21 protein-coding genes are annotated in these 24,427 nt (G+C 70.4%); 5 read left to right on the plus strand and 16 right to left on the minus strand.

The window, feature by feature from the left end; all coding sequences use genetic code 11:
- The first annotated feature begins 6 nt into the window (after positions 1–6).
- From WA670_RS13725 to WA670_RS13745, 5 genes are all read left to right on the plus strand, one after another.
- Positions 7–612 carry a flavin reductase family protein gene (locus tag WA670_RS13725; protein ID WP_238605964.1) on the plus strand — a complete coding sequence of 202 codons (606 nt, stop codon included), beginning with the start codon at positions 7–9 and terminating at the stop codon, positions 610–612.
- Between the two features lie 24 nt (positions 613–636).
- Positions 637–1,908 carry an LLM class flavin-dependent oxidoreductase gene (locus WA670_RS13730; RefSeq protein WP_238605965.1) on the plus strand — a complete coding sequence of 424 codons (1,272 nt, stop codon included), beginning with the start codon at positions 637–639 and terminating at the stop codon, positions 1,906–1,908.
- Positions 1,905–2,708 carry an alpha/beta fold hydrolase gene (locus WA670_RS13735; protein ID WP_336157900.1) on the plus strand — a complete coding sequence of 268 codons (804 nt, stop codon included), beginning with the start codon at positions 1,905–1,907 and terminating at the stop codon, positions 2,706–2,708. The genes WA670_RS13730 and WA670_RS13735 overlap by 4 nt, the downstream gene beginning before the upstream one ends.
- Positions 2,709–2,924: 216 nt before the next feature.
- A complete protein-coding gene (locus WA670_RS13740; protein ID WP_336157901.1) occupies positions 2,925–4,235 on the plus strand; it encodes an ammonium transporter in 1,311 nt (436 codons plus the stop codon).
- A complete protein-coding gene (locus WA670_RS13745) occupies positions 4,232–4,570 on the plus strand; it encodes a P-II family nitrogen regulator (RefSeq protein ID WP_037805822.1) in 339 nt (112 codons plus the stop codon). The genes WA670_RS13740 and WA670_RS13745 overlap by 4 nt, the downstream gene beginning before the upstream one ends.
- A 171-nt stretch (positions 4,571–4,741) precedes the next feature.
- Here the strand turns inward: WA670_RS13745 and WA670_RS13750 are convergent, their stop codons facing one another.
- The 16 genes from WA670_RS13750 to gdhA all read right to left on the minus strand — a co-directional run bounded on the left by WA670_RS13750 (position 4,742) and on the right by gdhA (position 24,398).
- A complete protein-coding gene (locus WA670_RS13750; protein WP_336157902.1) occupies positions 4,742–5,950 on the minus strand; it encodes an NAD(P)/FAD-dependent oxidoreductase in 1,209 nt (402 codons plus the stop codon).
- Positions 5,947–6,267, minus strand: a complete 321-nt coding sequence (locus WA670_RS13755; RefSeq protein ID WP_037805825.1) for a 2Fe-2S iron-sulfur cluster-binding protein — start codon at positions 6,265–6,267, stop codon at positions 5,947–5,949. Before WA670_RS13755 ends, WA670_RS13750 begins: the two co-directional genes overlap by 4 nt.
- A 20-nt stretch (positions 6,268–6,287) precedes the next feature.
- On the minus strand, positions 6,288–6,560 hold the full coding sequence (locus tag WA670_RS13760; protein ID WP_336157903.1) for a hypothetical protein: 273 nt from the start codon (positions 6,558–6,560) through the stop codon (positions 6,288–6,290).
- Positions 6,561–7,160: an aromatic-ring-hydroxylating dioxygenase subunit beta gene (locus WA670_RS13765; protein WP_336157904.1), complete on the minus strand. Its 600-nt coding sequence runs from the start codon at positions 7,158–7,160 to the stop codon at positions 6,561–6,563.
- Positions 7,157–8,476: an aromatic ring-hydroxylating oxygenase subunit alpha gene (locus WA670_RS13770; protein WP_336157905.1), complete on the minus strand. Its 1,320-nt coding sequence runs from the start codon at positions 8,474–8,476 to the stop codon at positions 7,157–7,159. The genes WA670_RS13765 and WA670_RS13770 overlap by 4 nt, the downstream gene beginning before the upstream one ends.
- The gene (locus WA670_RS13775) at positions 8,473–10,029 is read right to left on the minus strand and encodes a flavin-containing monooxygenase (protein WP_336157906.1); all 1,557 of its coding nucleotides are present in this window, start codon (positions 10,027–10,029) and stop codon (positions 8,473–8,475) included. Before WA670_RS13775 ends, WA670_RS13770 begins: the two co-directional genes overlap by 4 nt.
- Positions 10,026–11,522, minus strand: coding sequence for a cytosine permease (locus tag WA670_RS13780; protein ID WP_107050839.1), 1,497 nt, complete (start codon positions 11,520–11,522; stop codon positions 10,026–10,028). Before WA670_RS13780 ends, WA670_RS13775 begins: the two co-directional genes overlap by 4 nt.
- A 25-nt stretch (positions 11,523–11,547) precedes the next feature.
- Positions 11,548–13,035 (minus strand): glutamine synthetase family protein, encoded by a 1,488-nt coding sequence (locus tag WA670_RS13785; protein WP_336157907.1) that lies wholly within the window; start codon positions 13,033–13,035, stop codon positions 11,548–11,550.
- 22 nt (positions 13,036–13,057) lie between these two features.
- Complete coding sequence (locus WA670_RS13790) at positions 13,058–13,846, minus strand: SDR family oxidoreductase (protein ID WP_336157908.1); 789 nt, start codon at positions 13,844–13,846, stop codon at positions 13,058–13,060.
- On the minus strand, positions 13,843–15,981 hold the full coding sequence (locus tag WA670_RS13795; protein WP_336157909.1) for a hydantoinase/oxoprolinase family protein: 2,139 nt from the start codon (positions 15,979–15,981) through the stop codon (positions 13,843–13,845). The genes WA670_RS13790 and WA670_RS13795 overlap by 4 nt, the downstream gene beginning before the upstream one ends.
- Positions 15,981–17,756 (minus strand): hydantoinase B/oxoprolinase family protein, encoded by a 1,776-nt coding sequence (locus WA670_RS13800; protein ID WP_037805840.1) that lies wholly within the window; start codon positions 17,754–17,756, stop codon positions 15,981–15,983. Before WA670_RS13800 ends, WA670_RS13795 begins: the two co-directional genes overlap by 1 nt.
- A complete protein-coding gene (locus WA670_RS13805) occupies positions 17,753–18,928 on the minus strand; it encodes a M24 family metallopeptidase (protein ID WP_336157910.1) in 1,176 nt (391 codons plus the stop codon). Before WA670_RS13805 ends, WA670_RS13800 begins: the two co-directional genes overlap by 4 nt.
- 96 nt (positions 18,929–19,024) lie before the next feature.
- Complete coding sequence (locus WA670_RS13810) at positions 19,025–20,074, minus strand: LuxR C-terminal-related transcriptional regulator (RefSeq protein ID WP_336157911.1); 1,050 nt, start codon at positions 20,072–20,074, stop codon at positions 19,025–19,027.
- Positions 20,075–20,125: 51 nt separating this feature from the next.
- Complete coding sequence (locus WA670_RS13815) at positions 20,126–21,169, minus strand: LuxR C-terminal-related transcriptional regulator (RefSeq protein WP_336157912.1); 1,044 nt, start codon at positions 21,167–21,169, stop codon at positions 20,126–20,128.
- 569 nt (positions 21,170–21,738) lie between these two features.
- Positions 21,739–22,572: a helix-turn-helix domain-containing protein gene (locus WA670_RS13820; RefSeq protein WP_238605976.1), complete on the minus strand. Its 834-nt coding sequence runs from the start codon at positions 22,570–22,572 to the stop codon at positions 21,739–21,741.
- A 482-nt stretch (positions 22,573–23,054) separates the two neighbouring features.
- Positions 23,055–24,398 (minus strand): NADP-specific glutamate dehydrogenase, encoded by a 1,344-nt coding sequence (gene gdhA / locus WA670_RS13825; protein ID WP_037805849.1) that lies wholly within the window; start codon positions 24,396–24,398, stop codon positions 23,055–23,057.
- Positions 24,399–24,427: the final 29 nt, after the last annotated feature.

Consider the following 24,427-nt stretch of genomic DNA (forward strand, 5'->3'; position numbering starts at 1 on the left):
AACGACATGACCACTATGCGCGCACCGGGCAACGCGAAACGGCTCCGCACGGTTCTGGGCGAGTTCTCGACCGGCGTCACCGTCGTCACCTATCGCGACGCCGACGGGCAGCCGCGCGGCGCGACGATGAACTCGTTCACGTCGGTGTCGATGGATCCGCCGCTGGTCCTCGTGTCCGTGGCGCGGCAGGCGCGGGCGTGCGAAGGCTTGACCGGCAACGAGTTCACGGTCAACATCCTCGCCGCCAACCAGCTCGACGTCGCCCTGCACTTCGCGGGAAAACCGCGGAACGGCGCGGTGTCCTGGCACGAACCGGAAACCGGGCCGCCGCGGCTGACCGGTGCGGCGGCGTGGCTGCAATGCCGGCCGTGGCGCACCTACGACGGCGGCGACCACGTGCTGGTGCTCGGCGAGGTCGCCTGCCACGACGCCCGCCGGCTCGAACCGTTGACGTTCCACCGCGGCGAATTCCGCCGCTCCGGCCTGAAACTGCCGCAGCTGCCGCGCACGGCGGCCTTCGCCGGGCGGCCCGCCTGCGCGTGGGTCGGCCGCGTGCACGAACTGCATGCCCTGTCCGACGCGGGGAACTGCGGCGAACCGCTCGACATCTGACCTTCGAACGAACTGGAGAACACCGTGAAAGTCACGTACTTCCAACAGGTTCCGTACCGGCGGCTCGCCGAGGACTTCGAGCAGCGGTTCGAATCCGTCATCACCACCCCGTACCACGAAGTCACCGAACCGCAGCACGTCGCCGCTGCGTTCCGCGAAGCGATGGACGAGCTGATGCACGCCGCCCGCGCGGGATTCGACGGCCTGGCCGTCACCGAGCACGGCCAAAGCTCCTACGACATGGCGCCGAACCCCGACATCATCGAGTCCGCCCTCGCCTACGCCACCGAGGCCGAGAACATCGAGACGGCCATCTACCCGGTCGGCCGGTCGCTCGGAAAGAGCCGGGAACCGCTGCGCGCGGCCGAAGAACTGGCCATGCTCGACTGCATGTCGAACGGCCGCCTGGTCAGCGGTTTCCCCGTCGGCCTCGCCTACGACGCCAACCTCAACAACGGCGTCCCGCCCGCCCAGACCCGGCAGCGGTTCGACGAAAACCTCGAACTGGTGCTGAAGGCGTGGACGCACCAGGGCGGCGCCTTCCCGTGGAACGGCAAGTTCGGGCAGTACCCCGGCGTCAACATCTGGCCGCGCCCGCTGCAGCAGGCCCCGCACCCGCCGGTGTGGATCACCGGCATCGGCAACCCGCGCACCATGCAGATGACGCTCGAACGGGAATTCGGGTTCAACTACTTCGGCTGGTTCGGCCTGAAAGTCACCGGCCGCCGGATCTTCGACCGGTTCTGGGAAATCGCCGACCGGCTCGGCAAGGACGCCAACCCGTACCGCCTCGGCTTCATGCAGACCGTCTGCGTCGCCGACACCGACGCGAAGGCCGAAGCGCTGTATGCCAAGCACGCGGAGTACTTCTTCCGCAAAGGCATCGGCTCCATCCCGATGGAACGGCTCGCGCTGCCCGGCGGCATCGACATCCGCGGCGTCGAAGCGATCATGCGCGACCCCGGCGACTTCGGCATCTACAGCAAGATGCGCACCGCCACCTTCGCCGAACTGGTCGACGCGGGCTCGGTGATCTGCGGTTCGCCGGACACCGTCGCCGAACAGCTGCTCGCCTACGCGCGGGAATACCGCATCGGCAACCTGCACGCGATGCTGCAGTTCGGCTCCATGCCGCACGAACTGGCGAAGGACAACATCGACCTGTTCGCCAGCGCGGTCATGCCGCGGTTGCAGGAACTGTGGACCGAAGAGGGCTACCGGCACCACTGGTGGCCCGAACGACTCGGCGGCACGCCGCTGGCCGATTCCGCCCGCCTGACAGGAGCCCTCGCATGACCAGCACCCTCGACCTCACCGAAAAGACCGTCGACGTCTGGGGCGGCGAGATCCAGCTCCGGGTCAAGGTAACGGGCCAGGGCCCCGGCCTGGTCTATCTGCACCCGGCGGCCGGGCTCGCGTGGGATCCGTTCCTGGACCGCCTCGCCCAGGACTTCACGATCTACGCCCCCGAATTCCCCGGCACCTCGCCCGCCGATCCCTACGCCGTCCACAAAATCGACGATCTGTGGCAGCTCGTGCTCATGTACGAGGAGGCGATCCGGAAACTGGAAATCGGCACGCCAGTCCTCATGGGACAGTCCTTCGGCGGGATGCTCGCGGCGGAACTGGCCGCCGCCTACCCCGACCGGTTCGCGAAACTGGTCCTGCTCGACCCGATCGGCCTCTGGCGCGACGAGCATCCGGTCGCGAACTGGATCGCCGCCCCGCCCGCCGCGCTGCCGGAGCTGCTGTTCGCCGACCCCGAAGGCGACGCGGCGAAGGCGATGCTGACCCCGCCCGAGGACCCCGAGGAAGCGATCGCGGCGGGCGCGGGCCTGGTGTGGGCGCTGGGCTGCACCGGCAAGTTCGTCTGGCCGATCCCGGACAAAGGCCTCGAACGCCGCCTGCACCGGATCAGCGCGCCGACCCAGATCGTCTGGGGCGAGCAGGACAAGCTGATCCCGGCCGCCTACGCCGACGAGTTCGCCGCCCGGATCACCGGCAGCAAGGTCGCGATCGTCCCCGGCGCGGGACACATTCCACAGGTCGAAGCCACGGACGCGACCTTCGCCTTGGTGGACGGATTCCTGCGCTGATCCGCCGCGGGGTGGTGCGGGCCTCCGAGCCGGCACCATCCCGGATCCGTTTTGTCCCGCAGTGCGCGCTAATTCCGTCTCCTCGCCGTCCTTTCGCTCCGATACGCCCGATTCGCCGGACCGCGGGTCGCTAGCGGAAGCACGACGGAAACATTCCGGTAACACCGCCCGGTTAACTTCCAGCGGCCGGGCGATGAGACGAGGAGTGTCTGAGGCGTGGTCGATACCGGAAGCACGGCGTGGTTGCTGGGCAGTGCGGCACTGGTGATGCTGATGACGCCCGGCCTCGCGTTGTTCTACGGCGGGATGGTGCGCGCCCGGAGCGTGCTGAACGTGATGGCGATGACGTTCGTCTGTCTCGCCACCGTCGGCCTGATCTGGGTGGTCTACGGGTATTCGCTCGCGTTCGGACCCGATTGGTTCGGCGGGCTGCTCGGCACTCTGCGGCTGGCCGGGCTGCACGGGCTCGCCGAGCAGACGGTCGGGCCCGCAGGGAACCAGGTGCCGCTGTACGCGTTCGTGGCGTTCCAGATGATGTTCGCGGTCATCACGGTCGCGCTGCTGGCCGGTGCGATCGCCGAGCGGGCCCGGTTCTGGACGTGGACGGTGTTTTCCGTCGTCTGGACCACCCTCGTGTACATCCCGGTGGCGCACTGGGTTTTCGCTCCCGACGGCTGGATCGCGGCCAAGCTGCACGTGCTGGACTTCGCGGGCGGCACCGTCGTCGAGGTGAACTCCGGGGCGGCCGCGCTGGCGCTGGCGCTCGTGCTCGGCAGGCGGCACGGCTGGCCGAAGCAGGCGGTCCGGCCGCACAACCTGCCGTTCGTGATGTTCGGGGCCGGGTTGCTGTGGTTCGGCTGGTTCGGGTTCAACGCCGGGTCCGCGCTGGTCGCGAAGGGCTCGGCGGCGACGTCGTTCCTGAACACGACCGTCGCGGGGGCGGCCGCGGTGCTGGGCTGGCTGCTGGTCGAGCAGTTCCGCGACGGGAAGCCGACGACCCTCGGCGCCGCGTCCGGCGCGGTGGCCGGGCTGGTCGGGATCACGCCCGGCTGTGCTTACGTCGAACCGCTCGGCGCGGCCGCGATCGGGATCGTGGCCGGGGTCGTGTGCTCGTTCGCGGTGAGCCTCAAGTACAAGTTCGGCTTCGACGACTCCCTGGACGTGGTCGCGGTGCACGGGCTCGGCGGGTTCGCCGGGACATTGCTGATCGGTCTTTTCGCGACCGCAGGCGTGGCTCCCGGCGGCGTGAACGGCCTGTTCTACGGCGGCGGCTTCGACCAGCTGTGGCGCCAAGCGGTCGGAACTCTGGCGGTACTAGGGTATTCGCTGGCAGTGACCCTCCTGCTCGGCTGGGTCATGCACAAGTTCATGGGATTCCGGATCGACCGCGAAGCCGAGATCGACGGCGTCGACGAGGCCGAGCACGCCGAAGGGGCGTACGAGCTGGCAGTCCAGTCCGGACGCCGGGGCAGCGCGCTCGCCGGCGGACCGGGATCGCACCGGCCCGCGCGCGAGGAGACCCGATGAAGCTGCTGACCGCCGTGGTCAAGCCGTTCGTGCTGGACGACGTCCGGATCGCCCTGCAGGAGCTGGGCATCGCCGGGATGACGGTGAGCGAGGTCCGCGGCTACGGCAGGCAGAAGGGCCACACCGAGATCTACCGGGGCGCGGAGTACGAGGTCGACTTCATCACCAAGTACCGGCTGGAGATCCTGCTCGACGACGACCAGGTCGACGCCGCGCTGCGGACCGTGCTGGACACCGCGCACACCGGCAAGATCGGCGACGGCAAGATCTGGGTGACCCCGGTGGAGACGGTCGTGCGTGTCCGCACCGGGGAGCGTGGCCGCGACGCGCTCTAGGCCTCCGTCACGAGGGTTTTCAGCGGCCGGGCCGGGTCTGCGGCGTTCTCCGGCGCGGTAGTACAGGACGGTCAGTCCGCCGCCTCGGACGACGTACCGGTCGTGTTCGTCGGGGGCCCCGGTGGAGACGGTCGTGCGCGTCCGCACCGGGGAGCGTGGCCGCGACGCGCTCTAGGCCTCCGTCACCAGGGTTTTCAGCGGCCGGGCCGGGTCTGCGGCGTTCTCCGGCGCGATCGTCTTCCCGGCGGCCAGCGCGCGTTTCACCGCCATGAAGTCGCCCGGCCGGTTGACCGCGTCGGCCGCTATGAGCGACCCGGCGCGGTAGTACAGGACGGTCAGTCCGCCGTCGCCGCCTCGCACCACGTACCGGTCGTGTCCGTCGGAGACCCCGGCGATCTGGATTTTCAGGTCGCCCTGGTCGGACCAGAACCACGGGACCGCTCGCGGCGGTGCGGGCCTTCCGGTGAGGGTCGCGGCGGCGGCTCGGGCCTGGTCGCCCGCGTTCTGCACCGATTCCAGCCCGAGCGACGCGCCCGGCCGGTGCGGATGGGGCTGGGCCGCGCAGTCGCCGATTGCCACCACGGCGGGGTTGCTGGTGCGGCAGAAGGCGTCCACGAGCACGCCGCGGTCGCAGGCTAGACCGAGGCGTTGGGCCAGGCCGATTTCCGGCACCGCACCGACCCCGGCGACGATCGTGTCGGCGGCGACGAACTCGCCGTCCGCCAATCGCACGCCGTCCGGCTCGACCGCGGCCACTCCGGAGCCGAGGACGAACTCGGCGCCCCAGCCGCGATGCGCGGCCAGCAGAAACTCTGACAGCGGTTCAGCGGCGACCCGGCTCAGCAGCCGCGGCTGTTGTTCGAGGACGACGACCTCGATGCCGCGTTTCCGGGCCACGGCGGCGATTTCGAGCCCGATGAAACCCGCGCCGATCAAGACGACCCGCTTGGCATGTTCCAGCGACAGCCGAAGCCGGACCGCGTCGTCGCGGCTGCGCAGGACGTGCACATTGCCGCCAGAAAACGGCAGCGTGCGCGCCCGCGCCCCGGTCGCCAAAGCGAGCCGGTCGAAAGCGACGGTCGTCCCATCGGACAGCGAGGCGGTGCCCCGGCCGTCCGCGTCGAGAACCGCGTCCTCGACCCGCACGCCGGTCCGGACAGAGATGTCCTGCTCCTGATAGAACTCGGGCGAACGCAGCGCGAGCGCGTCGTCCCCGGCGGTCCCGGACAGGAACGCCTTCGACAGCGGCGGCCGTTGGTACGGCGGATGCATTTCCTCTCCGACGAGCAGAATCGACTCGGCGTAGCCGTTTTCCCGCAGCGCGGCGGCGAGCCGGACGCCCGCTTCGCCAGCTCCGGCGACCAGCACCCCGGCGCTCATTGGACTGGGGCGACGGTGACGGCGAGCCCGTCGAGTTCGTCGCACATCGCGATCTGGCAGGAAAGCCTGCTGGTGGGCCGCCGTTCGCTCGCGGCGTCGTCGAGCATCTCGTCCTCGAAGCCCGCCGCCGCCCCGACGAGCGGCAGGTGCTCCTCGCCGACGTAGACGTGGCAGGTCGCGCACGAGAGCGCGCCGCCGCATTCGGCGACGATTCCCGGCACGCCGTGCTTGATCCCGGTTTCCATCACCGACGCCCCCGGGCGGGCGTCGACGGTCTGGGCGGTGCCGTCGGGGCGGGTGAACACGATCTTGGGCATCGGTGCTCCTGAAAGAAAAGTCAGGGTCGGGGGCGGGGTTCGAGCCGGGTCGACCACGGGTGCCAGTGGTCGACCCGCGCGAGCGCGGCCAGCAGTGTTTCGGCGCCGCCGCGGTCCACGGCGAGCCACGAGGCGTCGGGACTGACGCGGTACGGGCTGAAATCCCAGAAGGCCAGGTCCTTGACCTCCCGGACGACCCCGGCCGCGGCCGCCAGTTCGCGTTCCAGCCGGGCGACGCGCAGTCGCAGCAGCTCGTTCTCGTGGCGCAGCTCGGTTTCTCCTCGGCTGTCCATTCAGAACACCAGCGTCAGATTCTCGTGCAGCTGCTCGGAATCGAGCAGGTTGACCTGCTTGAGCCGGATCCGCCAGCCGGACTCGCCGGGTTCCAGGACGTGGCCGTACCAGCCCGCGTGGATTTTCGCGATCCCGGCGCGGAACTCGTGCACCGCGAAGTTCGAGCGGATCATCCGGACGCCGGAGCCGGGATCGGTGGTCGTTTCGACGTTCGTGGTCAGGCGGCGGGTGCGCGAGGCGGGGATCTGGCTGAACGCGAGGCCGGTGCGCAGCCAGTAGACGCGGTCGGTCAGCCGCCTGCGGTCGTCGAAGGCGTGCGACACCTCGGCGAGCGGGTCGCCCGCGCCGGGGGTGACCGGGACCCAGTAAAGACAGTCGTCGGTGAACAGGTCGAGCCATTCGTTGAACCGGCCTTCGTCCAGCAGCCGGGCTTCGGCGGCGAGGAACGACTGCGCTTCCGCCAGTTCCGCGGCGCCGGCGGTCGGCCAGTCCTCGCGCAGTGCGGCCGAATCGCGGGCCAGGTCCGCGTAGAACTGGTCGTCCACGTGGTACGACCAGGCCGAGGTGTCCGCGTACTCGGCGGGGATCGGGCGCATCATCGGGTTTCCTCCTCCATCAGCGCGAGCCACGCCGGGTAGTAGCTGCGCATGTGCAGTTCGTCGGTCGCGGTGCTGGTCACGACGCCGTCCGGGCCGACCTCCTGCCATCCGTCGACGCCGAACCCGCGGTTCATCAGCACCCACTCCGCCTCCGCGGCGGCGAGGCCCCGCTGGACCTCCTCGAAATTCGCCTGGTCGTCGGGCTCGCCGAAGGCCGGGAAGTCCTCCTGGGTGCGCATCCGCATGGTGTTGACCACCGGCGGCACGCCGGACACCGCGGTGGCGTGCCAGGTCAGCTGCGTGTGGTCGACGGCCAGCGGTTCGACGACCTGGATCTGATTGCCGATGACGAGCAGGTTGGGGAAGATGCTCAGGTTGATCTGCGAGCCGACGCACAGGTCGAGCAGCCGGTCCGCGTCGGCCCCGTGCTCGGCGCGGATCCGTTCCTCGAACGCCTCGCGGCCGGGCTGGGGCCGCTGGTTGGCCCAGAAGCTGCCCGGGCCGTCGTAGTTGGGCCGCTGGTCGATGACGCTGTGGCCGTTGCCCAGCATGTGCGTGCGCATCGGCCCGTCGTCCGGGGTGCGGCCGAAGTAGGCCATGTCCTTGCTTTCGCCGAGCCGGGACGCCATTTCGAGCAGCGACCGGTGGGAGAACGCGGGATGGTAGCCGTCGCCCGCGTTGTCGTAGGCGAGCTTCCAGTTGCCCCGGTAGCTCATCCGGTGGGCGGCGGCCCGGACGAGCACCTCGCCCGGCGAACGGTCGATCCAGTAGTCGAGCCACGTCGTCGCCGGTCCCAGCCAGTCGGCGACCGACGGTGCGGCTTCGTTGAGCGTGCCGAACACGAAGCCGCGGTACGACTCCACGCGCGGCACGACGTGGAGCCCGAACTCGGTTTTGTCGAACCCCGGGCCGTACCCCTGCGGCCACGGCGTGCCCACGAGCTCGCCGGTGTTGCGGAAAGTCCAGCCGTGGTACGGACATTGGAAGCTCTTCGCGACGCCCTGTTCCTCGCGGCAGATCGTCGCCGCGCGGTGGCTGCACCGGTTGAAGACCGCGTGCAGTTTCCCGGCGCGGTCGCGGGTGACCAGGACCGGGCGGAGTCCCATCCGGACGGACAGGAACGAATGCGGTTCGGGCAGCTGGGATTCGTGCGCGAGATACACCCACGAGCGGCCGCCGAAGACCTTGGTCATCTCCTCGGCGAAGACGGCGGGATCGGTGTAGAGCGTGCGATGGACCCGGTCGGGCCGGACGAGCGGGCCGAAGCGCGTCGCCGTCGATTCCGGGGCCAGGGCTGGTTCTTGCTGGAGAGTCATCCGTCGACCTTCTGCGTTCGGGGGTGCGCGGCACCCGGGGACACGGTGGTGCCCGACGCGCGGTGCCGGGCGAGCAGGCGCGCGCCCACCCGGGCGTATGCGGACGGGTTGAGCGGCCGGAGCCATTCGGCGAACCGTTCCGCGCGGCTGACGCCGATGCCGATGTCGCTGAGGAGCTCGTCGATGTTGTGCACGGAGAACGGAACGATGTTGGTCCCGCGCGCGTGCCTGCCTTCGGTCCGCCGCTCCATCCAGGCGAGCCGTTCGGCTACCTGCGCCCGGCGTTCCTCGACCGGCGGCAGGTCGAGATTCCCGGTGAGGTGCGCGGCGATCCACCAGGCGGCGATCTCCGCGCTGAGCGGGCTGAAGAACGACGAGTTGTAGCCGCAGAACGTCAGCGCGGGCACGTCGTGCGGCAGCACCTGCCGGTACAGCGCGAAGTTGCCCGCCTCGTCGGTGATCCGGCGCTGCAGATCTTCGTCGAGGAACGGGAGCGACTGCCGCCACCCGGTGCCGCAGACCACGACGTCCGCGGGCAGGATCGTCCCGTCGGACAGCTCCGCGACAGTCTGTCCACTTCGGACCGCCAGGCGCTGGATCGTGCGGTCGCGGTGCACGGCGATCCGGCCGTCGGCTACCGACTCGTAGAACGATTCCGTCGCGAGGCTGACCGTGCTGCGCGCGATCCGTTCGAGCGGGCCCTCGGGGACCAGCCCGGTTTCGCGCAGCCGGAGCTGGCGGGTGATGAGCGCCTGCACGCTCGCCAGCATCGCGTTGCGCAGCGGCCGGCCGGGTCCGTGCAGGAACCGCTCGAACCCGCGCGGCCGCAGGTAGCGGAACAGTCCTTCGCCGAGCCGGGTCAGCAGCAGGTACTTGTAGTTGACGACCCCGCCGAGCTTGCGCGGGATCTTCCACAGCAGCTCCCGGGCGACTACCGAGGTGGACGCCGCGACGCCGCTGAACACCGCGGCCGCGTCGCAGGCCGATTTCCCGTACCCGACGACCAGTGCGTGTTTCCCGGCGACCTGGTCGAGGTCGGCGACGTCGGAGACGCTGCAGATCCGCCCGCCGGCCGCGGTGAACTGCTCCGCGCCGGGGTAGTCCGGCACGAATGGGGTGCTGAAGATGCCGTTGGCGACCACCAGGTGGTCGACCGTGCAGGGCGGCAGGTCCTTGCCGGAGGCGATGTCCTTCAGCCGGAGCGTCCACTGTGGAACGGATTCGTCGAGTTCGGCGCGCGTGACCCGGGTGCTGAGCCGCAGCAGCGGTTTCAGGTCGCGTTCCTCCACATAGGACTCCAGGTACTGCTGCACCTGCTCGCCGGTCGGCCATTCCGGGTAGTCGCGCGGCATCGGGAAATCCGAGAGCGCGTAGCTGTCCTTGCCGTTCTGGGTGGTGAGACCGGGGTAGCGGCGGGTGCGGCTCCACACGCCGCCGACGTCCGGGCTGCTGTCGAAGACGGTCACGTCGAAGCCGAACTCGCGCAGCACCTTGGCGGAGCTGAGCCCGGCGAAGCCCGCGCCGATGATGCCGATCCGGTACGGCCTGGTCATGGGGTCACCTTTTCTGGTCGGGGGCCGTCGAGACGGGTCCAGCGACCCGGCGGCAGGACGGTCAGCCGCAGCGCGGGGTAGAGGACGGCGGTCGTGGCGATGGCGACGAGGAAGCCGAGTCTCGTGACCCCGCTCAGCACGAGCGTTTCCGCCAGCGTGGAGGCGGCCAGAAGACTGAGCACGCCCGCCCAGTTGACCCGCTCGACCGCGCCGGGGCGGGCCGGACGGCGGCGCCGGACGACGAAGTAGTCGACGATCATCAGCGTGCACAGCGAGGTGGTCAGGATGCCGAGGGCGTCCAGCCAGGACGCGAGCACGTTCAGGATCCCGCCCGCGATCATCGCGAGCGCGGCGGCGTTCGCGACCACCAGCATGACCAGCCGCCCGGGGCTGCGCCCGGTCAGCCCGTCGACGAGATTCGTCAGCGACAGGCTCGCCGAATACGCGTTGACGACCTGCGCTTTCGCCTGCGCCGCATAGACCAGCGCGAAGCCGACCGCTCCGGCGAGCACGACGAAGAACGCACCGGGATTGGCCGAGACCATGCCCGCGACCTTCTCCTCGGCCGACCCGCCGGGCTGTGTCGCGGCGAGGGCCGGATCGCTGTTCAGCCGGATCCCGACCACCACGCTGCCCGCCTGCACGATCAGCGTGCCGAGGATCGGCACGAGGAGGTTCACCACGACCGAACCGCCGACGGCCATCACGCCGACGTCCTTGCTGGTGCGGGCGTAACGGGCGAAGTCGGCGCCCAGCAGTGCGAGCGCACCCGCGATCCCGGCCAGCAACGCCAGCGCCGCCTGCACACGGTCGGCCTGCCCGGCGAATCCCGGCATCCCGGGACCGGAGCCGAGGATGGCGCCGACGGAGCGTCCCGACGAGGACACCGCGATGCCCGCGACGACCACGAACAACACGGCCGAAACAGCGGTGAGGAGCCCGGAAGTCCGCTGTACCAGGGAAATCCCGAACGTCGGCAGCACGAGCCACAGCACGGTGAGGACGCCGAGGATCAGCACCGCGTGGCCGAGGCTCGGCGCCCAGCCGAAGAGGAACAGCGTGCCGTTGTACAGCATCGCGTTCTCCAGGGCGAGGAAGCTCACGATCATGACCGCGAAGATCAGCGAGGCGAGCACCGAACCGCGCGAACCGAGCCCGTAATACCGGGCGGTCAGCGTGCTGGAGGTCCCTTGCACGCGGCTGACGTGGCCGACCGCCCAGCCGAGCCCGCCGCCGAACAGGGCGGTGGCGGCTCCGACGGCGAGGCCCCAGCCGACCCCGGCGATCAGGGTCACGGCCGCGCCGACCGACAGCACGACGAGGGTCGACCCGGCCCCGGCGGTGTTCCACAGCAGGCCCCAGCCGCCGCGGCGGGCGGATTCGGGCACGCGTTCCAGCGCGTAGTCCTCGATCACGGCGCCGAGGCCGGTCTTCGGCGGCGCGGCGGCGGGGACGGGAGTTCTTGGCGACGAATCGGGTGTGTCGACAGACATTGGCGACGCTCCAAACGATGGCGGGTCAGAAGAGTTCGAAGTACTCGCGGTGCTCCCATTCGGTGACCTCGGCGGCGTACGCGGCCGGGTCGGGCTGCTCGTTGACGTGCGCCTCGTACCGCTCGACCTCGCTGCGCTTCATGCGCACGAGGTAGTCGACGAAGCTGTCGCCGAACTCCGCGCGGAAGAACTCGCTCGCGTCCAGTTCGTCCAGCGCCGCCCGCAGGCTCGTCGGCAGCTGCGGCGCGTCCGAGGCGTAGGGGTCGTCGGACAGCGCTCCGGGGCTGCGTTTGCCGAGGATGCCGTCGAGCCCGGAAGCGGTTTGCGCGGCGAGATACAGGTACGGATTCGCAGACGGTTCGCCGACCCGGTTCTCGACGTGCGTCGCCGGGTCTCCGTGCCCGCCGATGACCCGCATCATCGCGGCGCGGTTGTCCAGCCCCCAGGTGCAGCGGTCGGGCGCGAGGGAATGCGGGCGACGGCGCCGGTAGCCGTTGATCGACGGGGTGGTGAAGACCGACGCCGCGGCGGCGTGCGCGAGCGTGCCGCCGACGTAGTGCGTCCCGGTCTCGGACAGCGCCTCCGCTTCGGTGCCGGGCACCATCGCGTTGACTCCGCTCACCGCGTCGACCAGCGAGGTGTGCAGATGCCAGCCGCTGGCGTAGAAACCGGGGATCGCCGGGGTGCACATGAACGTCGCGTGGTGACCGTGCCGGCGCGCGACCTGCTTGACGACACTGCGGAACAACAGCACCGAATCGGCGACGGCCAGGCCCTGCTGGACGTCGAAGGTCGTCTCGACCTGGCTGGGCGCCCACTCGTCGTCGATCGAGCGCAACGGCAGTCCCAGCGCGGAGACTGCTTTGCGGATCGGCCGGAGCACGTCGTCGATCTCGTCGAGGTGTCCGTCGAGCAGGTAGTTGTAGCCGCGGGCGACGGGCGCCACCTTGGGCGGGTCGCCGGGCAGCCCGGGCGCGCCGAGCGAGCCGGTTTCGAGCATCGGGTCGAGCACGCGGGTGAGGTACCACTCGAGTTCGATCCCGGCGACGAGCGAGAACCCGGCTTCGGCCAGTTTTTCCAGCTGCCGCCGGAGAATCGCGCGCGGAGCGAAGGGGAACGGCGACCCGTCGCGCAGGTACAGATCGCACACGACCCACGCGGTCTCCGGCACGTGCGGCAGGACGGCGAACGTCTCCGGGTCCGGCACCATGGTCACGTTCGGGCTGCCGGAGAGTTCCGGGATGCCGAAGCCGCCGCCGGGGCTGAACGGGTTGAACACGATGGCGTTGGCGGTGTCGAAGAAGAACGGCGCCATGGTGATCTCCATGCCGTCGCGCAGCGCCGCCGCGTACGCCTTGACGGTCACGGACTTGCCGCGCGGGAGCCCGTGCTGGTCCGGCCACACGAGGCGGACCATTTCGACCCCGGCGGCCTCGATCTCGGCGAGGTTCTTCTCCGCGGCGGCGCGCTGCTCCGGGCTGTGCAGGCCGTGGCGGTCCACGAAAGTGCTCACTGGGTTTCTCCTTGTCGGCCGGTCACTCGGCCAGCTGGGGGATGAGGATTTCGCCGCGTTCGGGCCCGATCGCCGAATAGCCGCCGTCCACCGCGAGGTCGGCGCCGGTCACGAACGAGGCCGCGGGGGAGCAGAGGAAGAGCACCGCGGCGGCGATCTCGGCCGGGTCGCCGGCGCGCCCGAGCGGATGCAGGGGAGCGGCGACCCGGTCGGTCTTCTCCCGGTCTCCGCCGGACAGCCGGTCCATCACCGCGGACCAGGTCCAGCCAGGGCAGACGGAGTTGACGCGGATGCTGTCGGCGGCCAGGTCTAGCGCCATCGACCGGGTCAGCTGCGCGACCGCGGCCTTGCCCGCCGGGTAGAGCCAGCGCCCGGCCTGCGCGACGCGGCCCGAGATCGAGGTGAAGTTGACGACCGCGGGCCGGTCCGAGGCGGTGAGCAATGGCAGCAGCGTGGTGGTGACCAAAGCCGTGCCGATGACGTTGACGTCGAGGCTTTGCCGCCAGTCCGCTCGGGTGGACTTGCTGCCGTCGTCCACATAGGAACAAGCGAGGTTGACCAGCGCGTCGACCTTTCCCGGACCGGCCGCGAGCGTGTCGCGGACGCGGCCGAGCGCGGCGTCGTCGGTGATGTCGACGTGGTGGAACGTGACGGCTTTGCCCAGTTCGCCAGCCAGCGCGGTTCCGCCGGGTTCGTCGATGTCGAGCACCACGACCTGCGCGCCCGCGTCGGCGAACGCGCGGACGATCGCCGCGCCGATGAGCGTCGCACCGCCGGTGACGACGGCGGTCGTTCCCTCGAAGCCGGTCATCGCAGCACCAGGTCTTCGGCGAGGGACAGCCGGTCGGCCAGCTCGTGCGCGCGTTCGCGGAGATACAGCACGAACGAACCGCGGGGGTCGACCACGAGGTCGTATTCGTCCAGCACCACCAGGGAAGTGGTGCCGAGTTCGACCACGGCCGGTCCGGGCAACCGCGCCCCCGGTGCCATCCGGTGGCCGTCCATGATCCGGGCGGGCACCATCGCGCGCTGTGCCGGCGACCAGATCTCCCGCTCGCCGATCTGCGGGTCCTCGGTCAGATCCGCGTCGAGCGCGCCGAGATCCAGCGGCGGACGGGGCGTCGCGCCGATCGCGGTCAACCGGACGTTGAGCACCTCGACCGGCTCGTCCTCGGCCCGGTAGCCGAACAGAATGTCGTGCTGGGCGTGGAAAAGCTCGGCCAACTTGGTCCGGTCGGGCGCGTCCATGCCGTCGATGCCGACCGGCACGTTGATCTCGAACCACTGACCCGCGTACCGCATGTCCAGCGACGGCTCGAAGGTGACAGCGCTTTCGGGAATTCCTTCCCCGCGAAGGGTTTCGCGCCCCTCGGCGGCCATCGACGCCCAGATGTCGCGCAGCCGGTCCAGGCTGAACTCGGCCAGCGAACCGGAAATGCTGCGCACGTAGTCATGCTTGAAATCGCAGGCGAGCATCCCGGCCGCGCAGAAAATGGAGGACTGCCGCGGCGTCACGAGGACGGGGATCTCCAGCTCCGACGCGATCGCCGCCGCGTGGACCGGGCCCGCGCCCCCGGCGACCACGATCGGGAAGTCGCGCGGGTCGAGTCCCCGCCGCACCGTGATCGCCTGGACCCCGGCCGCCATGGTCACGTTCACCAGGTCGTAGACCCCGGCCGCGGCCGAGACGACGTCGAGGCCCAGCGGCTTGGCCACGTCCCGTTCCAGCGCCGCTCGGGACGCCGCCGCGTCGAGCGGGATCCCGCCCGCCATGAACGAACTCGGGTCGATGTAGCCGAGCGCGACGTCGGCGTCGGTGACGGTCGCGCGGGTGCCGCCTCGGCCGTAGCAAGCAGGACCGGGGACGGCTCCGGCGCTTTCCGGCCCGACCCGCAGCATCCCGCCGTCGTCGACCCGCGCGATGCTGCCGCCGCCCGCGCCGATGGTGTGGATGTCGACCATCGGCAGCGCGATCCGCCAGCGGTCGATCGTGCCGTCGGTCATCACCAGCGGGCGGCCGTCGTTGACCACGGCGGCGTCGAAACTGGTGCCGCCCATGTCGACGGTCAGGCAGCGGTCCCAGCCGTGCGGGGCGACCTCGAACAGCCCGGCGGTCGGGCCGGACGCGGGCCCGGACAGCAGGGACAGCGCGGCGCGACGGGCGAGTTCGGCGGGGGTGGCGACGCCGCCGTTGGACTGCATCAGCAGGAGCAGGCCGCCGAACCCGGCTTCCTCGAGCGTTTCGGTCAGCCCGGCGAGATAACGGCTGATGATCGGTCCGGCGTAGGAGTTCAGCACCGCCGTCGAGGTCCGGTCGTAGTAGCGGACCTGGGCCAGCAGCGCGCTCGACCGGGTCACGTAGATCCCGGGCAGTTCCTCGGCCAGGATCTCGGCGGCGGCGTCCTCGTGCTCCGGGCTCGCGTGCGAGTGCAGGAAGCTCACCGCGACCGCTTCGACGCCCGCGTCCCGGAACGTCTTCGCCGCGCGCCGCACGGCTTCCGGATCGAGCCCCGTCACCTCGGCGCCCGTGTGGTCGAGCCGCCCGGGCACGGGGAGCCGGAGGTGGCGCGGGACGAGCGGCACCGGAGCTTCGAGCCGGTTGTTGTACGCCTCCTCTCGGGTGCCGTCGCGCATCGGCAGCACGTCGCGGAATCCTTCGGTGGTCAGCAATCCGGTGGCGGCGCCGCGCCGGGTCAGCAGCGCGTTGGTGGTCACGGTCGTGCCGTGGACGATGGTGCCGACGCTGCCGAGCAGTTCCTCGACGGACTGCCCGCGCAGGTCCGCGATCTCCCGCAGGCCCTGCACGATCGCCCGCGAGGGATCGGACGGGACGGAACTCGTCTTGTGGGCGAGATGGCTGCCGTCCGGGTGGACCACGAGGAAGTCGGTGAAGGTGCCGCCGACGTCGATCCCGATCCGCAGCTCGCCGCTTCGTGCCGCGCTCATCAGTGAGTCCTTCCGTTCGAGTTCCGCAGGGCGGCCGTGGCCGCCTCGTCGACGGCCCAGCCGCCGTCCGGTCCGCCGGCCAGGACGACGCCGTAGTCGTCCCGCGCCCGTTCCGCGCTCAGCAAGCCGTCGCGCACCTCGCGGCAGACGGTCTCCGCCGGGCGGCGCCGCGGATCGCCGTATCCCGCCCCGCCGCCGCTCTCCGAGCGCACGACCGATCCGGCGGGCAGCGCGACCATTTCCTTGGAGCCCCACAGATGCGTGGTCCCGTCCGGGAACTCCACGACGATCCGGTTGCGCCCGGCGGGATGCCCGCCGAACAGGCCCGGCGCGGCTTCAGCCCCTTCGCATTCGACGTCGTCGCCGATCGTGACTCCGACCTCGGTTTCGCCGTAGCACCGCCAAGCCGAGCGGGTGCCGAGGCCGCCGCGCCATTCGCCCGCGCCCGCCGAATCCGGCAGATACTCGTGGTATTCCAGGAAATGCGGCGACGTGAGTTCGAACATCTCCGGGTCGGGCGCGCGCATCTGGCCCGCGGTGCCGGTGAAGCCGAACGCGTCCCAGCCGTCGGCTCCGCGCATCGCGCCCGGACCGCTGCGCTGGAACACCGTCAGCGTCACGAACGGGCCGCCGCTGCGCGGGTCGACGCCGTTGAGCGCGGTGCAGATGAACTGGTTCCAGCCCGCGGTGACCCGGTCCGGCAACGCGTCCGCCAGCGCGGTCATGATCGCTTCGAGGACTTCGTCGCACATCTGGTTGCCGAAGATCGTCGCGGCCGGGAACCGCGGGTTCAGCAGCGAGCCCTCCCGGAAAACGGTGCTGAGCGGGGCGAACAGTCCCTGGTTCGTCGGGATGACGATGCCGCCCGCGGCGATCAGCATCAGGAACACGATCCGCACCGCGCCCTTCGCCGACGCGGGCGGCATGTTCGCGATGCCGGGGGACTGGTCGTCGGTGGCGCTGAAGTCGAAGGTGATCTCGTCGCCCTCGATCCGGATCTCGCACGCGATCCGGTACCGGGCGGAGGCGTCGACGCCGTCGGACACCATCCAGCTCTCGCCGTGGTAAACCCCGTCGGGCCAGCGGGCGATCTCGGCGCGCACCTGGCGTTCGGAGCTTTCCAGGACGTAGTCGAGATGCCGGTCGAAGGTGTCTCGCCCGTAGCGCTCCAGCACGTGCAGCAGCCGGCGGCGGCCGACCTGGCAGGCCCCGATCATGGACTGGATGTCCTGCATGACGAAGTCGATCCGGATGTTCGCGCCGACGAAGTCCCACACGTCCTTGCGGACCTTGCCGCCCGCGTGGATCTTGACCGGGGTGATCCGCAGGGCTTCCTGCCAGATCTCGCGCGCCTGCGGGTTGTAACCGCCCACGGTCATGCCGCCGATGTCGGCCATGTGGCCCTTCGCCGCGGCCCACGCGACGAGTTCGCCCTCGTGGAAGATCGGCAGGTACACGCCGGTGTCGGCGTTCTGGTTGCCGCCGGTGAAGACGTCGTTGTGCAGGATCACGTCGCCCTCGGCGAGGTCGTCGCCGAAGTAGTCGATGATGTACTCCAGCGGCGGCTGCGCGCCGAACGCGATGATCGCGGCGAACTCGGCCTGCGCGAGCGCCCGGCCCTTCGCGTCGAACAGCACGGTCACCAGGTCGCCGATCTCGTTGAAGATCGGCGACCGCGACGAGCGCATCAGCATCGTCGCCATTTCCTTGGCGATCGCGTCGACCCGGCGCTGCAGGACCGAGGCGAGGATGGGGTCTACTTCGGTGGTCGTCATTTCCGGCCTCCCGCGGCCAATCGGTAGAGCTGGACCGGGAACTCGGACAGCGTCCGGCAGCCCTGCTCGGTGACGATGTGCGTGTCGGCCATGTAGCCCATGGCCGAGGTTTCGGCTTCCCAGAGCATCGGGTGCAGCGCGAGCACCATGCCCGCGCCGAGCACCGGCACCGCGCCCGCGGAACTGTCGTTCTGGACGACGTCGAGGCCGACCCACGGCTCTTCGAGGACGTCGAGCCCGAGCCCGTGCCCGGACCAGTACGACGATTCGACGCCCTGTTCCTCGACTGCCCGGATGACGTTCTTCTGAACGTCCGAAGTGGCCACGCCCGGTCCGATCGAGGCGGCCGCGGCGGCCATCCCGGCGGCGACGGCGTCGGAAACCCGTTGCACTGCACCGGAAGGCGGCGCGAAAGTGACCATTCTGGACAGTTCCACCCAGTACCCGGCCGGTCCGACGACCTCGTAGGAGAAGGTGAACACGTCGTGTGCGCGCAGGATCCGGTCGCGCGGAGCGCCGAAGGTCGGGCACGGCCCGGACGGTTCGTCGTCGGCGTACATGGTGAGGAACAGCGGATCCTCGCCGCCCAGAAGTGCCGCCGTGGCATACATTTCCGCCGCCACCGCGCGCTCGGTGATGCCCGGGCGGGCGATCTCGAGAAGCCGCTCGAAGCAGCGATCGGTGATATAGGCCGATTCCTCGGCTCCGGCGAGTTCTTCCGCGCTCTTGACCGCGCGCACCCGCTCGAACATCGCGGACGCGTCGACCAGCTTGGCGCGCGGAAGCTCCGCGGCGAGGCGGAGGTACTCGCGGACCTTCATGATCTCGCCGAGCCCGACGATGCCGATCCGCCCGTTGCGCGGCCGGGATTTCAGGACCTCGACCAGTCCGTCGCCCAGCTCGTGCGGATACCGGTAGTCCGACACCCACGCAGACCGCGGCCGCCTGCCGCCGGACAGGTTCTGCGGCAGCACCATGACCGGTTCCTCGCCCGCGAAGACGACGCAGTACCCGTAGCGGTGGGCCAGGTTGTAGTCGGCCACGTACCGGAGAGTTCCTTTGTGGCCGCGGTAATCGCTGCCCGCGACCACCAGGACGTCGAAACCTTCCTCCGCCATCGCGGCGTGCAGCCGCTCCCAGCGCCGGTCGCGTTCCCGCAGTGAAGCACTCATCCGCCGTTTCCCTCCCGGTGTGAACCCGTTCACGCCTGGGGGAAAAGCTACGAGCGCGGCGACGTCAGGCCGATCCCTCGCGGGAGGCCGGGCCGGTTACCCCTCGAAGGAGGGAGGCGCGCTCAGGACGACGCGGGTGAGCGCTTGCCGCGAGCCGATTCCGAGCTTGCGGTAGACGGCTTTCAGGTGCTGTTTCACCGTGTAGGGGCTCAGCAGGACCCGCGCGGCGATCTGGTCGTCGCTGAGGCCTTCCACGGCCAGCACAGCGATTTCGCGTTCCCGCGGCGTCAGCCGTGCCGCGATTGACGGCGGAAGCCCGGCCGCGTCCCGTTCGAGCCGCAGGACCGCGACCGCGACCTCGTCGTCCGGAACGGGCCGGGAACGCAGCGAGAGCCGCAGTCCTCGCTCGGCAAGCGGCACCGTCCACGCGAACCCGTCGCGGGGATTCCGGGCGGCCATCGTCTCTTCCAGCCACGATTCGGGGTCCTCATCGGACACTTCGCGCAGCAGCTGCCGGGCCGCTTCGTTGAGCCGCCGCTTCCCGGTGCGCAGATCGGTCGTCACGAGCGCGACGGCGGCGAGGTCCAGCGCGGCCCACGCGTTGTCGCGTTCGCGCCGAAGATCGTCGCGCGCTTCGAGCGAGGCGACCGCCGAGCCGACGACCCGCCCGAGCGCGGAGGCGACCGCGACCTCGGCTTCGCCGGCGAGCAGCCCCGGATCCCGGTCGGCGAAGTTCAGCGTCCCCAGCACCTGGCCGCCCGCGACGATCGGGGCCTCGAGCACCATCCGCATCCCGTGCAGCGCGAGGACGTCCTGGTAGAACGGGAGATCCTGCCAGTCGTCGGGCGGCATCAGGTGCGCGCTGTGCGCCGCGCTGCGGGTGTCCACGGCCCGGCGCAGGACCGGATCCTGCTCGCGTCCGGCGTCCTCGTACCGGGCCAGGAAAAGGTCGCTGACGCCTTCGGTCGCGGAACGGTGCCGCGCCGGCGAGAACAGATAAATGCCGAACGACCGCGTCGGCAGCGCGGACCGGGCCACGCGGAGATAGACCTCGAGCAGCTCTTCCGTGCTCGTGGCCGCCGACAGTTCGTCGGTGGCGGACACGACCAGCCGGGCTGTTCGTTCGTCGGGACCGCGCTGGGACATCGTTTCGTTCTCTCGGCCGGATTTCGGGATTCTAGCCCCTGCGGCCGGAGATCACGTGCCGTGCAGCACGAGCCGCGCGAGCGCAGTGCGGGAATCCACGCCCAGCTTGCGGTAAATGCTCTTCAAATGCTGCTTCACCGTGTAGCGGCTGAGAAAGATCTTCGCCGCGATCTGATCGTCGTGCAGCCCGGACACCGCGAGCCGGGCCACCTCCCGTTCACGAGGCGACAGCAATGCCGACAGCGAAGGACTCAGCGCGATCTCGCCGCCCGGGCCGTCCTGGATGTCCAGTGTGGTCACCGACAGCGCGGGCTGGCTGGGCACCCGCACCGTGCGCAGCGTCGCTCTAACCCCGCCGGCCTCGGCGAACTGTGTGCTGGCGTCGGGATTCGCCGCCATCACGTTCTCCAGCCATTCCGTCGGCCCGTTCGGTGCCACCCGGCGCAGCGCTGCCCTTGCGGCCGCGTTGAACCGCCGCTGTCCGCCTCGATGGTCGGTCAGGACCAGTGCGTTGTCGCATACGTCGACCGCCGTTTCGAGGTGATCGCGTTCCCGGAGAAGGGTTTCCTGCCGGAGCAGCCCGCTCAGCACCAGCCCCACGACCCGCCCCAGCGCCGTCGCGACGGCCAGGTCCTCGTCGGAGGAGAGCGCCCCGGCGTCGCGATCGGCGAAGTTGAGCGTGCCGACGATCTCGGCCCCCGCGACGATCGGGGTCTCCAGCACCATCCGCCAGCCGTGCAGCGACATGACTTCGCGGTACACCGGATGCTCGGTCCAGCGGTCCTGGCTCATCAGACGCGAACTGTGCGCCGCCTGGTTCGCGGTGAGACATTGCCGCAGGACCGGGTCGCGCTCGCGGCCGAGCTCCTCGTACCGGGAGAGGAAGACGTCGCTGGCCCCTTCGGTGGCCCGGCTGACTGGCGCGCGGTTCCGCGGGTCGCGCACGTAGATGGCGAACGAACGCGAGGACAGCAGTTGCGGTACTGCGCGCATGTAGCAGTCCTGCAACTCGGCGACGCTGGCCGCGGCGGCCAGCGAGTCGACGACCGCGACGAGCGCCGGGGACGCCACACCGGGGCGAGCTGGTCCGGTCATCCAAAACCCTCCTCCGGATCGTTCTTCCCGCCCGCGCGGCGGGGTTGCGGCCTGCGAACGGGGCCACAGTGAACCATCCCGGGCATCCCTCGTAGGAGGGAATCGCCTGGTCGCGCCGGGTGGAATGGGTGCTTGGCCGGGCCGCCGGTCTCGTGGCACGGCAGGCTGGGGGCGGGTCGGCCCGCCGTCGGGGCGGACGGCTGGGCTTGGCGGCGTCGGATGTGCGGGCGGGGTCGGCCCGGCATCGGGAGCGGGTGGCTGCGCTCGGCGGAGGTCGGATGTGCGGGCGGCGGGTCGCGGGCGAGTCGGCCCGTCGTCGGGAGTGCGTGGCTGGGCTCGGCGGGGGTCGGTTGTGCGGGCGGGGTCGGCCCGTCGTCGGGAGTGTGTGGCTGGGCTCGGCGGGGTCGGATGTGCGGGCGGGGTCGGCCCGGCATCGGGAGCGGGTGGCTGGGCTCGGCGGGTCGGATGTGCGAGCGGCGGGTCGGCCGATGTCCGGAGCGGGAGGGCCTGGGCGAAGGTGGTCCTTCGAGACCCCGCCCAGCCGCGATTGCCCGCAGCCCATGCTCCGCTCACCCGCGCAACGGCGACCGCCCGCGGCCCTCGAGAAACGGCGTGTAGGAAGCGGAATGATCGTGCCCGCACGCGCACCGGTCGAGATCGCCCCCGAGGAGCTGCCTCGGCGTGACCCCGGTCAGCCGGAGACATTCCCGGCTGAGATGCGCCTGGTCGGCATACCCGGCGTCGACGGCCAGCCCCGCCGTCCCGTCCGCACCCCGCCGTCCGCTCGCGACCGCCCCGGACTGGGCCAGCGCCAGAAACCCTTGGAACCGCAATGTCCGCTGAAGCACCTTCGGACTCGTCCCGACCGTGTGCAGGCACCTCCGCCGCAACTGGCTCGCCGACAACGCCAAGTGCGCGGCAACCGCGTCAACGCCGACCGGCTCCCACGGCATCAGCACCCGCACCGCTTCCCGGATCAGCGGATCCAGGCCGCCGACCCGCCGGTACTCCCGCAGCAAATGCGCTTGCAACGCGGCAAGCCCCGCCTCGGGCGTCGGAGCAACCGCCACGGCCTCCACCAGCCGATCCACGACCCGCCCCCACACGTCAGCCAGCCCGACGCGCTGGTCGGCCAGCTCGTCGAGCCCCGTGGGCAGGGGAGGAGCCGCCCCCGGCCGGAACCGCACCCCGACGACCGTCGTATGCGCCGGAATAACCTCGACCTGCGGCCCGGTCAACGGCCCGAGCAACTGCGGACGACCGCCGACCGGGAAGTGGATCTCGACACCACCGGCAGGCAGATGCCGCTGCACATACGGGACGTCTCCAGTGCGCTGGATCCAGACCGTGCGCACCACGGCGCTCAGGCCCGGCACCGGCGGACGCTCCACATACGCAGTCACCCTCGTACCGAAGCGCCCCACCAGCCGCGCGTCAAGCACGGACACACTGTGCCCCTATGTCTGGCGCAGTTTTTCCGGATAGCCACCTAGCGTGGCAAGCATTCCCCGGCTGGCGGTTCGCTCCTCCTCGGCACGACAACACCGGCTCGGCATCCGCATCGCGGGGAGTCCGCCCACAGCGCATCCCATCATCGCCGACGCGCAGACTGCCGACCGGAAGACCGAAGATCGCCAACTGCCGCCCGGCGGACTGTCGGCCAAAGACCGCCGACCGCCGACTGGCAGACCGCCGACCGACGACAGCCGCCCGGCGGACTGTCGACCGAAGACAGGCGACCGGAGACAGCCGACCGCGGACTGTCGACCGGCAGACCGAAGACCGCAGATCCCAGACCGAAGACCGCCCACCGTCGACCGGCAGACCCCCGACGAAATACTGCATACAAAATCCTGCCGAACGAAGACCGTCCGCAGGATCCGGCTCAGATGTACCCGCACACGTCCATCGCCGCGACCACCTTCCGGAACCCCGCGATATTCGCCCCGCTCACGTAATCCCCGGCCACCCCGTGCTCGTCGGCCGTCTCGAGGCACGTCCGGTGAATGTCGGTCATGATGTCCCGCAACGTCCGGTCGGTGCGCTCGAACGTCCACCGCTCCCGCGCCGCGTTCTGCTGCATTTCCAGCGCGGACACCGCGACGCCGCCGGCATTCGCGGCCTTCCCCGGCCCGACCGCCACCCCGGCCTCGCGGAAGATCTGCAAAGAACCGGGCGTGCACGGCATGTTCGCACCCTCCGCGACCGCCCGGACGTTGTTCTTCACCAGCCGCAATGCGGACTGCTCGTCCAGCTCGTTCTGCGTCGCGCACGGCAACGCCAAGTCGCACGGCACGTCCCACGGCGTGCCGTCGGTGACGTACTTCGCCGACGGCACATGGTCGACGTACTCGGAAAGCCGCCCGCGCCGCGCGACCTTCAGCTCGTGCAACAGCTCCAGGTCGATCCCGCGCGGATCGTGGACGTACCCGCCCGAATCCGAGCACACAACCGGCTTCGCGCCGAGCTCCTGAAGCTTCGCGATCGCGTGGTAGGCGACATTGCCCGACCCGGACACCACCGCGGTGCGGCCGGAGAACGAGTCGTCGCGCGCGCCGAGCATCGCCTCGAGGAAGTACACCGTGCCGTATCCGGTGGCCTCCGGCCGCGCCGGAATACCGCCCAGCAACGGGTTCTTGCCGGTGATCGTGCCCGCGTCGTAGCGGTTGGTGAGCCGCTTGTACTGGCCGAACAGGTACCCGATCTCGCGCCCGCCGACGCCGATGTCGCCCGCCGGGACATCGGTCTCCGGGCCGATGTGCCGGACCAGTTCGGTCATGAACGCCTGGCAGAACCGCATGATCTCGCCGTCGCTGCGGCCCGCCGGGTCGAAGTCGGACCCGCCCTTGCCCGCGCCGATGCCGAGGCCGGTGAGCGCGTTCTTGAAGATCTGCTCGAAGGCGAGGAACTTGACCGTGCCGAGCGTGACGTCGCCGCGGAAGCGCAGCCCGCCCTTGTACGGCCCTAGCGCCGAGCTGAACCCGACCCGGAAGCCGCGGTTGACGTGCACCGCGCCCGCGTCGTCGGTCCAGACCACCCGGAACATCACCTGCCGCTCCGGCTCGCACAGCCGCTCCAGCATCGCCGCGTCGCGCAGGTCCGGATCCCGCTGCAGCGCGGGCCGGATCGCTTCCAGCACTTCGAAGACGGCCTGGTGGAACTCCGGCTCGGCCGGGTTCTTCCGGACGATCTCCTCGTACACTGCGCGCGATGTCTGGTCGAGAGCCATCCGCCGATGATGCCGTCCGAATGCCGGAT

It is taken from the genome of Amycolatopsis sp. VC5-11, assembly GCF_037034185.1.
GTDB classification, from domain to species: domain Bacteria; phylum Actinomycetota; class Actinomycetes; order Mycobacteriales; family Pseudonocardiaceae; genus Amycolatopsis; species Amycolatopsis nivea.